This is a genomic window from Cryobacterium sp. PAMC25264, from assembly GCF_019443325.1.
In the GTDB taxonomy this organism is placed as follows: Bacteria; Actinomycetota; Actinomycetes; order Actinomycetales; family Microbacteriaceae; genus Cryobacterium.
The window spans coordinates 4,055,499-4,064,970 of record NZ_CP080383.1; the positions used below are offsets into that span (position 1 = coordinate 4,055,499).

The window sequence follows — 9,472 nt, forward strand, 5'->3', positions numbered from 1 at the left end:
GCCTGCCACGCCCACCGGGGGATGACATGGAACTAGACGGACCAACACTGCAGATGATCAGCGGGCTGATGGTGATCCTCTGCGGGGTGTCATTTATCTTCAACACCGCGCTGAACCGCAACGACCCGCCAGGGCGGCTGTGGAGCCTGGCCTTCGTGGCCGGCATCATGGTCGCTGTCGGGTACGGCGCGTACCTGGTCAGCGACACCGCCTGGTGGGCGATCGCCCTGGCCAACACCGCCCTGGTGATCTCCATCGGCGCCCTCTGGTCAGGCACACGGGTCTACAACGGTCGGTCCTCCGCCTTCCTCATCGTCGGTGGCGTGGCCCTGCTCGTCGGCGTGGTCACCATGGTTCCCGGCGAGGCCGGCGGCGAATGGGCCGGCGCCGGCCTGCTCTGGGTGTGCGTAGCGGTGCTGGGGGTTTTCGGCGGTGCCGAGGCGATGCGCGGCCGGCTGCGCCGCAACGTGAACGGCCGTATCTTGGCAATCGTGCTGTTCCTCGCCGCCGTGTTCTACGCCGGCCGGGCCATCGCATTCCAGATTGACGGCGCCGAGAGCGCCACCTTCATCACCTACTTCGGGTCGGGCACGACCTCGATCTTCAACATGGCGCTCATCGTCACCGCCTGCATCGCGGTGTCGATCCTGCGCGCCGAGCGGGTGGGCAGCAATGCCGTCGGCGACATCGCCGTGGGCATCCATTCGGCGGCCGGTGTGCTCTCCGGGCCGGCGTTCCGTCAGGCCGCGGCCGACCACCTGCAGCGGGCCGAGATGTCCGAGCGTGGCCTGGCCGTGATCGGCGCGGACATCGACAACCTCCCCGAGATCAACACGGCGTTCGGCCGCACGGCGGGGGACGAGGCCATTTCCCGGTTCGCGGACACACTCCGCGGCAGTGCCCCGATGATGGCCCAGATCGGGCACCTGGCCGCAGGCCGGTTCTTCATCCTGGCCGGGGTGTCCTCGGCCACCGAGGCGCGTGCGATCACCGAGCGGGTGCAAAACGCCCTCGTCGACGGCCCGCTGGGGGAGTCCTACCAGATCCGGCTCACGGCGAGTTTCGGCATCGCCGACACCTTCGACCACGGCTACGACCTCGGTGAGCTCAGCGAGGCGGTCAACCGGGCGATCGACATCGTCAAGCGCGGCGGCGGCAACGACATCGCCGTGGCCGTGGATGCGGCCCCCGCCCCCCGCGACCTCTGACCCGGGTCCGTCGCGCGCTCAACCATCCGCGAACCGTGAGCTAAGCCCCACAAAACTCGAGTTTTGCGTGCTTAACTCACGGTTCGCGAGTCACTTGGCGATGGCGATGGTGAGCTGGTCGCTCGCGGTCTGCTTGGCGAACGTGGTCGACGTGGGCGTCGTCTGGATGAGCAGCTCGTAGGTGAACGAAAGGGTGACACTCGTGGCGGCGGGATCGATGGCCGAGAGCACGAACGTCTGCCCGTAGCTGTACGGCGCCTTCATGACGTACCCGGTGGGTAGGGAGGACTGGTCGACGAACGCTGCCGGGGCATCCAGCGCTCCGGTGGGGCCGCTGACGGCCGTAACGATGCTCACCTTGGACAGATAGACACCCTGGCCGTCGTCGGTGCCCAGCGCGGCGCTGACCGAGAAGCTCACGGGTTTGTTCGCCTCGGCGGTCCACTGGTCCATGCTCAGCGACGACGAGTAGTCCACCGTGAGGGCCGCATCGCCCGCGACGAGCTCATGCCGGGCCGAGCCGGCCGACAGGTCGTTGACGATCGGGGTGATGGTCGCCTTCGCCGTGGGCGTGGGGGTGCTGCCCGCGGTATCCAGGCCGGCCCACGGCGCCTGCCCGCAGGCGGCCAGGGTGAGCGTGAGGGCGGCGGCCAAAGTGAGCGCCGCGAGGCGCGTGCGGGTCGTCGTCGGCATGTGGTCCCCCCGGTGATCGTGTGCGCGCGCTGCTGCTGCGCCGTTCTTGAGCTTATCTTGAGAAAACCTTGACACATCCACGGGACAAACCAGCAGTTGACCTGACAGAGTTGCAAATGTGAACGAGAGAAACCGCTACGCCAAGCCCGAGCCCATCGACCCGAGGCTCGCCGTCTATGCCAACGAATTCAACGAGATGGTCGAGGGCCTGCCCACCTTCCGCCCCACCATCGGATGCATCGTGCCGGCGTACAACGAAGCCGACTCCATCGGCGGCGTGCTCGACTCCCTGCTCGCCCAGACTCGACTGCCCGACGTGATCCACGTGGTGGTGAACAACACCACCGACGACACCGTCAAGATCGCCAGCGAGTACGCCGGCCCGCACGAGGTCGTCACCGACGGCGTCATGCAGTTCACCGAGGTGTTCGTGCACGACATCGGCGAGAACCCCGACAAGAAGGTCGGCGCGCTCAACTACGGCTACTCGCTCATCGAGGGCTGCGACTTCCTGCTCGGTGTCGACGGTGACACCACCGCGGCCACGAACGCCGTGGAGCAGCTCGAGGCCGAGATCGCCTCGGACACCCGCGTCGGCGGCATCTCGGCCATTTACAGCATCGACGACACCGTGATCAAGGGTGTCGTACCGAGCTTCCTCATCGCCGGCCAGCGCGCCCAGTTCGCCGCGTTCAACATGCAGAACATGCTGCGCGGCCGCAACATGGCCGTGCTCGGCGGCCAGTTCTCGATCTTCTCCACCAAGGCGCTGCGCGAGGTGATGGTGGACAGCCACCAGGCCACCCCGTGGGTGAAGGACAGCGAGGTGGAAGACTCCCTGCTCTCCCTGCAGATCAAGAGCGCCGGCTATCTCACCAAGATCAGCGCCCAGGCCCGCGCCAACGTGGGCGGCATGACCACCCTGCGCGGCCTGGATGCCCAGCAGGTCAAGTGGAACTTCGGCGCCATCGAACTCATGTGGCCCGGTCAGCGCGGCGACACGAAGGGCCAGCCCTTCCACCCCAACCTCCGCCTGCGCTGGATCGAGAACTTCTCGATGGTGGTCAACGTGCTCACCCGGGTGATGTTCTTCATCTTGCTGTTCGCCTCGCTGTCGATCGGCGCGTTCGTGTTCAGCCCGATCTGGTTGATCCCGCCGGCCGTGGCGCTGCTGCTGAACCTTCGTACGGCGATGTCGATGAAGAATCGCAACGGCAAGGACATTTTCTTCGCCATCGCCTTCTTGCCCGCAGAGATCTACATGTGGGTGCGCATCGGCCACTTCGTGCGCGCCTGGACCAAGTTCGCCAGCAACAAGCAGGTCGACAACTGGGCGGAGCAGGCCAAGGCCGAGCGCGGCTCCGGTAACGCCTACCTCGTGCCGCTGCTCGTCGGCGTCGCCGCTGCCGCCGCGATGGTGTTCATCTGGCTGCAGCTGCCCGTCGTCATCCAGTCGACCATCCTCTGGATCGGCTGGCCGATCCTCGGTGTCACCACCGTGCTGCAGACCCTCACGATGTTCTTCACCCTGATCAAGCGCCACCACGGCTACAAGGCGTGAGTGCCCACATCGAAGCCACGGCGTTACGGACCCTGCTCACCCAGATGGGCGGGGACCGGGAAATGCAGCGCCGTTTCGTGCACGACTTCGTACACCTGTGGCGCAGTCGCTCGCAGCGCCTTGCCACGGCGCTGGCATTTCCGGATGCCGAGGAAGCTCACGTCGTGTTGCTCAGCATCCGCTCGAGCAGCACCATGGTGGGCGCAGTGACGGTCGAGGCCACCGCCGCGATGATGCACGACGCACTCCGCGACGGTGACATCGCCGGCTCGGTCCGGCACATCGACCGGCTCAACGAGGTGGGCGAACAGGCCTGCCACGACCTCGCCACGATGTTCGCCCTGCAGCGCTAGCAACACTACGTCGGTCACCCACCCCGTCGGTCGAGCCTGTCGAGACCCCGCGACCCGTCGCGGGAACCCGCGCTAGTACGACTCGCGCCCGGCCTCGTCCGACGCGGCGAGCCGGTAGCCCACCCCGCGCACGGTCTCCAGCCAGCGCGGCGCGGTGAGGCTGTCACCGAGCTTGCGGCGCAGGTTGCTCAGGTGCGCCTCGACGGCCCGCTTGTCGGCCTCGTTGACGTAGTACGAGGTGACGTAGCTCTCGCCGCGTAGCAGTAGCGCCAGGTCGGCCTTGCTGCGCACCCGGCGCTTGGACTCGAGCAGCGCGGCGAGCAGGTCGAACTCGGTGCGGGTGAGGTCCAGCTCGGTCGAGCCGAGCATCGCCAGGCGCATGTCGTTGCTCAAGCGCAGACCGTTGTGCTCGATCCAGTCGTCGGCACGCTCGTCGGACACGGCGCTGTCGCTCGGCGTGGTGATCGTGGGTGCCGCGGCCGGCACCTGCTCCACCGATACCGGCACCGGGGCCAGCGTCGGGATGGTCTGGGCCGGGGGAGTGGCCGCCGGTGCCGGCGGCACGTAGGCAGGCGTGTAGGGCATCTCGGTTGGCGCGGCCTGCTGGGCGGCGACCGGAGCGACGGGCGCGGCCGGGGCATCCGTCGGGTCGCCAGCTGTGGCCGGTGCGGCGGCCAGCCGGGGGCGGCGCAGCATGGCGTCGATGCGGGCGCGTAGCTCGCGGGGACGGAATGGCTTGGTGAGGTAATCGTCGGCGCCGGCCTCGAGGCCCTGCAGCGTGTCGATCTCTTCGTCGCGCGCGGTGAGCATCACCAGATAGGTCGAGCTGAACGCCCGGATGCGCTTGGCGGTTTCGAATCCGTCCATGCCGGGCATGCTCACATCGAGCGTCGTGACAATGGGGTCGTAGGCGCGAACGGCACGCACGCCGTCGAGGCCGTTGCTCGTTGCGATGGCGTCGAATCCGGCCTGGGTGAGGACCGCTTCGAGCAGATGGCGGATATCCGCGTCATCCTCGATGATCACCGCTACCCTGCGTGTTTCTCCAGACGATGACATACCTGAGGATCTTACTCGCCCTGAGCGCCCCTCAGCACCTAACTGGGGGTCACCAGCCTGCGGCGTTGGCCAGCTCCAGGGCCCGCTCCGGCCACCACTCGCCGGCGGCTGGGCCGTTGTTGCAGGTGCCGTCGCTCTCCCCGGGTTCCTTCACCCAGAGGTTGGCGTCGCGCAGGCCGTCGTCCGACGTGGCTTCGGGGGTCGCGCCGAGCGCCCGGCCGGTGGGGTTGCACCACTCGCCGTTGCTGCCCACACCGTTGCGGGACGTGTCGACAATGAAGTGGGCGCCGTTGGTGAGCGCCGAAACGGCCTCGCCGAAGGCCTGCTCGGCGGCGGAGTCGTTGTAGTTCGACACGTTGGTGGCGAAGCCGCGCACGTTCTGCACGCCGGCCTGGTTGAGCAGATTGGCCGCGGTGGCCGCGTCGAGCCAGTCGGAGTGACCCGCGTCGAGGTATACCGTGGCGAGGGTGCCCTGCAGGGCGGCAACGCCCTGCTGGATCTGCGCCACCCGCTGGGGCACGTTGCCGCACTGCTGGGCGAGGGCGAGCGCATCCGGTTCGAGGATGACGACGGCCGCACGGGTGTCGAGGGCCGTGGCGATCGACTCGACCCAGATCGGGTAGTCGCTCTCGGACAGCCCACCAGTTGAGAAGTTGCCGCAGTCGCGGTCGGGGATGCCGTAGATCACGAACACGGGCAGCTGACCGGCGGCCGCGGCGGCATCCGCGATCGCGGCGACGTCGGCACGCACGGTGTCCATGGGGTACTTCTCCGGCAACAGCCAGGTCGCGGCCGGCTGATCGGCCAGGCGGGTCAGAGTGGCGGCATCTGCGGACCCCGGGTCGGCCTCGGCGGCCGCGGCGGCGGCCTTCCGGGCTGTCGAATCCGGGTTGGTATAGAAGGTCGCGCCGGCCAGAGGATTGCTGCGCGCCGCCTCGACGGCGGTGATCGCGAAGCTGCCGATGAACAGGCCCAACGCGACGATCGGAGCGGCGAGGGCGATGATGCCCAAGGAGAGGCCGAGACGGCTTCCGGTGGATTCCATTTGGCAACCCTATACGCCGACATGAGCCCCGGCGTACGCATGGACCGGCCGGGGGAGCCCGAGCCTGCCGCGCGCTCCGGCTGACCCGCCCAACCAGCGGGTTAGAGTTAGAGCGTGAATTCAGAAAAGGTCGATGTCGCCCTGATTGGCGGGGGCATCATGAGTGCCACCCTGGCCACCCTGCTCGCCGAGCTACAGCCCGACTGGAACATCCAGGTCTATGAGCGCCTTGGCGAGCTTGCCCAGGAGAGCTCCAACCCCTGGAACAACGCCGGCACCGGGCACGCCGCGCTCTGCGAGCTCAACTACATGCCGCAGGCCGCCGACGGCACTGTCACCGCCGAGAAGGCCGTGGCGATCAACGAGCAGTTCCAGATCAGCCGCCAGCTCTGGTCGCACCTTGTGGAGACGGGCGTGCTGCCCGAGCCCGAGAAGTTCATCAACTCCACCCCGCACATGACCTTCGTGCACGGCTCCTCCAGCGTGGACTACCTGCGGAAGCGTCGCGACGCGCTCGCCGACCAGCCCCTTTTCGCCGGCCTGGAGTACAGCGAGGACCCCGCCGTCATCGGCCAGTGGACGCCGCTGCTCACCAAGAAGCGTGACGCCGCCCAGAAGATCGCCGCGACCCGCATCGACTCCGGCACCGACGTGGACTTCGGCGCGGTCACCCGGTACCTCTTCGACTCGCTCAAGAAGCGCGGTGTGAAGGTGCACCTCAACCAGCAGGTCACCACCCTCAAGCAGCAGGATGACGGTTCCTGGAAGCTCAACCTGCTCAGCCTCGTGGGCCGGTACACCAACACGGTCGACGCCAAGTTCGTCTTCGTCGGCGCCGGCGGGGGAGCGCTCGCGCTGCTGCAGAAGAGCGGCATCCCCGAGATCAAGGGCTTCGGCGGATTCCCCATCAGCGGCCAGTTCCTGCGCACCAGCAACCCTGCCATCGTGGCGCAACACCAGGCCAAGGTGTACGGCAAGGCCGCCGTGGGCGCCCCGCCGATGTCGGTGCCGCACCTCGACACCCGGGTAGTGGATGGCGAGACCTCCTTGCTCTTCGGCCCGTTCGCCGGGTTCAGCCCCAAGTTCCTCAAGCGCAGCACCTGGTTCGACCTCCCCTTCTCCGTGCGACCGCACAACCTCGTGCCCATGCTGGCCGTGGCCAAGAACAACTTCGGCCTGATGAAGTACCTGATCGGTGAGGTTTTCGCCTCGCGTAAGGCCAAGCTCGAGGCGCTGCGGGAGTTCATGCCCACGGCCCAGGCCAAGGACTGGGAACTCATCACCGCCGGGCAGCGCGTGCAGGTGATGAAGAAGGACGCCAAGCTCGGCGGCGTGTTGCAGTTCGGCACCGAGGTCATCACCTCCGCCGACGGCAGCATCGCGGGCCTGCTCGGGGCGTCGCCCGGCGCATCCACGGCCGCGCCCATCATGGTGGACCTGCTCAAGCGCTGCTTCCCCAGCGACTACTCCCGTTGGGAGCCGCAGCTGCGCGAGATGATCCCGAGCCTGGGCACCAAGCTCTCCGACGACCCCGCCGCCGCGGCAGCCTCGCTGGCCGCCACCGCCAAGACCCTGCATCTCACCGCGTAGCCCGCGCCGGTCGGCGCGACCCAGCCGTTGGTCGAGCTCGTCGAGACCTGGCGACCCGATCTCGACAGGCTCGATCAGCGTGTGGTCGAGTCCGCCACACCGGCGAGCGTCCGCGACCGATGCGTTGGTCGAGCTTGTCGAGGCCTCGCGACCCGATTTCGACAGGCTCGATCTGCGTGTGGCCGCGACCGCCACCCGGGCGAGCTTGTCGAGGCCTCGCGACCCGATTTCGACGCGCTCGATCTGCGAGTGGCCGGAATACTTCGCCCAGCTCGACGCTTGGGTCCATGGTGACCACTAGAAACGACACCCGGGCCCTGTTCAACGGATGAGTGTAGATAGACGAGACGTCGGCTTCCGGTCCGAACGCGGGCCCATCCTCATCGCCCTGATGCTGACGACCGGGCTCGTCGCCATCGAATCGACCATCCTCGCCACCGCGGTGCCCTCCATCGTCAAAGACATCGGCGGCTTCTCGCAGTTCCCGTGGCTGTTCTCCATCTACCTGCTCAGCCAAGCCGTGTCGGTGCCGGTCTACGCGAAGCTCTCCGACGTCATCGGTCGGAAGCCCATCCTGCTCTTCGGCATCGGCATCTTCCTGCTCGGCTCGATCCTCTGCGGATTCGCCTGGAGCATGCCCGCCCTGATCGCGTTCCGGGCCGTCCAGGGCCTGGGCGCCGGCGCGATCCTGCCGATGTCGGTCACCATCGCCGGCGACATTTACACCGTGGCCGAGCGCGCCAAGACCCAGGGCTACCTCGCCAGTGTGTGGGCCATCTCCTCCGTCGTCGGGCCCACCCTCGGCGGGGTATTCGCCGAGTTCTCGTCGTGGCGCTGGATCTTCTTCATCAACATTCCCCTGTGCCTTCTGGCCGCCGGGATGCTCATGCGCACCTTCCACGAGACCGTCCAGCACCGCAAGCACAAGGTGGACTACCTCGGCGCCACCCTGCTGATGCTCGCACTGAGCGCCCTGCTCCTGGCGGTGCTCGAGGGCGGGCAGGCGTGGGCGTGGGGCTCGTTGCAGAGCATCGGCATTTTCGCCGCCGGCGCGCTGCTGCTGATCGCCTTCGTGTTCGCCGAACGCCGGGCGGCCGAACCGGTGCTGCCCATGTGGGTGTTCTCGCGGCGGGTGGTGCTGACCAGTTCGCTGATCGGGCTGGGTGTCGGCGCCATCATGCTGGGGCTCACCTCGTTCGTGCCGACCTACCTGGAGGGCTCGCTCGGCGTCACTCCCATCCTCGGCGGCCTGGCCGTCGCGGCCCTGACCATCGGCTGGCCGATCTCGGCCTCCCAGTCCGGGCGGCTCTACCTCCGGATCGGCTTCCGCCCCACGGTGCTGATCGGCCTGGCCATCACCGTGCTCGGCACGGTGACCCTGGCCCTCACGGCCGCCACCCCTGCCGTCGCCACCGTGGCCATCTCCTGCTTCGTGATCGGCCTCGGGTTGGGACTCGTGGCCACCCCGTCGATGATCGCCGCCCAGTCCAGCGTCGAGTGGGACGAACGCGGCGTCGTCACCGGAACGAACATGTTCTCCCGCTCGATCGGCAGCGCCGTCGGCGTGGCGATCTTCGGCGCCCTTGCCAACGCGATCTACGCCCTGCCCGGCAACACCGACCACGGCCCCGCGGCCATCACGGCCGCGTCATCCGCTGTGTTCGTGGCCCTCGCGATCACGGCGGTAGCCACCGTGGCGGCGGCTTTCTACATGCCCCGCACCAAGCCGCTCGGCTTCGACCCCGAGCCGGCCACCCCCTAGCCGCGAGCCCGACGGGGCGAGCTGGCCCAGCGCAAACACTGTGCATAACTCCTGCAGCTTTCTTGAAATGGCCCGAAACTGGCCGTGTGAGCTGGTTTTCGCGACGATTGCAGGAGTTATGCCATGACCGCGCCCCTTACGGCGTGGGCGGATGAACGGTCCGCCTGCGCTTGCATCCGAATCGAACGTGTGTTCGACTAG

The 9,472-nt window shown here is 67.8% G+C and carries 8 protein-coding genes; 5 read left to right on the plus strand and 3 right to left on the minus strand.

The window, feature by feature from the left end; all coding sequences use genetic code 11:
- Positions 1-26: 26 nt before the first annotated feature.
- Positions 27-1,208 carry a GGDEF domain-containing protein gene (locus KY500_RS18985; protein WP_219901822.1) on the plus strand — a complete coding sequence of 394 codons (1,182 nt, stop codon included), beginning with the start codon at positions 27-29 and terminating at the stop codon, positions 1,206-1,208.
- Positions 1,209-1,298: 90 nt separating this feature from the next.
- On the opposite strand, the gene KY500_RS18990 is transcribed toward KY500_RS18985, so the two are convergent.
- Positions 1,299-1,901, minus strand: coding sequence for a hypothetical protein (locus tag KY500_RS18990; RefSeq protein ID WP_219901823.1), 603 nt, complete (start codon positions 1,899-1,901; stop codon positions 1,299-1,301).
- A 118-nt stretch (positions 1,902-2,019) separates the two neighbouring features.
- Between KY500_RS18990 and KY500_RS18995 the strand changes: the two genes are divergently transcribed.
- Both KY500_RS18995 and KY500_RS19000 read left to right on the plus strand, forming a co-directional pair.
- Positions 2,020-3,462, plus strand: a complete 1,443-nt coding sequence (locus KY500_RS18995) for a glycosyltransferase (protein ID WP_255579594.1) — start codon at positions 2,020-2,022, stop codon at positions 3,460-3,462.
- Positions 3,459-3,815 carry a hypothetical protein gene (locus KY500_RS19000; protein WP_219901824.1) on the plus strand — a complete coding sequence of 119 codons (357 nt, stop codon included), beginning with the start codon at positions 3,459-3,461 and terminating at the stop codon, positions 3,813-3,815. The genes KY500_RS18995 and KY500_RS19000 overlap by 4 nt, the downstream gene beginning before the upstream one ends.
- A 72-nt stretch (positions 3,816-3,887) precedes the next feature.
- Here KY500_RS19000 and KY500_RS19005 read toward each other — a convergent pair whose 3' ends face one another.
- Together KY500_RS19005 and KY500_RS19010 are read right to left on the minus strand one after the other, a co-directional pair.
- On the minus strand, positions 3,888-4,841 hold the full coding sequence (locus tag KY500_RS19005) for a response regulator transcription factor (RefSeq protein WP_370626851.1): 954 nt from the start codon (positions 4,839-4,841) through the stop codon (positions 3,888-3,890).
- Between the two features lie 82 nt (positions 4,842-4,923).
- A complete protein-coding gene (locus KY500_RS19010) occupies positions 4,924-5,919 on the minus strand; it encodes a glycoside hydrolase family 6 protein (RefSeq protein ID WP_219901826.1) in 996 nt (331 codons plus the stop codon).
- Between the two features lie 114 nt (positions 5,920-6,033).
- On the opposite strand from KY500_RS19010, the gene KY500_RS19015 reads away from it, so the two are divergent.
- Positions 6,034-7,509, plus strand: a complete 1,476-nt coding sequence (locus tag KY500_RS19015) for a malate:quinone oxidoreductase (protein ID WP_219901827.1) — start codon at positions 6,034-6,036, stop codon at positions 7,507-7,509.
- 328 nt (positions 7,510-7,837) lie between these two features.
- A complete protein-coding gene (locus KY500_RS19020) occupies positions 7,838-9,271 on the plus strand; it encodes an MDR family MFS transporter (protein WP_219901828.1) in 1,434 nt (477 codons plus the stop codon).
- The last annotated feature ends 201 nt before the right edge of the window (positions 9,272-9,472 follow it).

Coding starts and splice junctions, on each gene's coding strand:
- KY500_RS18985 (WP_219901822.1), top strand. CDS start 27: ATGGAACTAGACGGACCAACACTGCAGATGATCAGCGGGCTGATGGTG.
- KY500_RS18990 (WP_219901823.1), bottom strand. CDS start 1,901: ATGCCGACGACGACCCGCACGCGCCTCGCGGCGCTCACTTTGGCCGCC.
- KY500_RS19010 (WP_219901826.1), bottom strand. CDS start 5,919: ATGGAATCCACCGGAAGCCGTCTCGGCCTCTCCTTGGGCATCATCGCC.
- KY500_RS19020 (WP_219901828.1), top strand. CDS start 7,838: ATGAGTGTAGATAGACGAGACGTCGGCTTCCGGTCCGAACGCGGGCCC.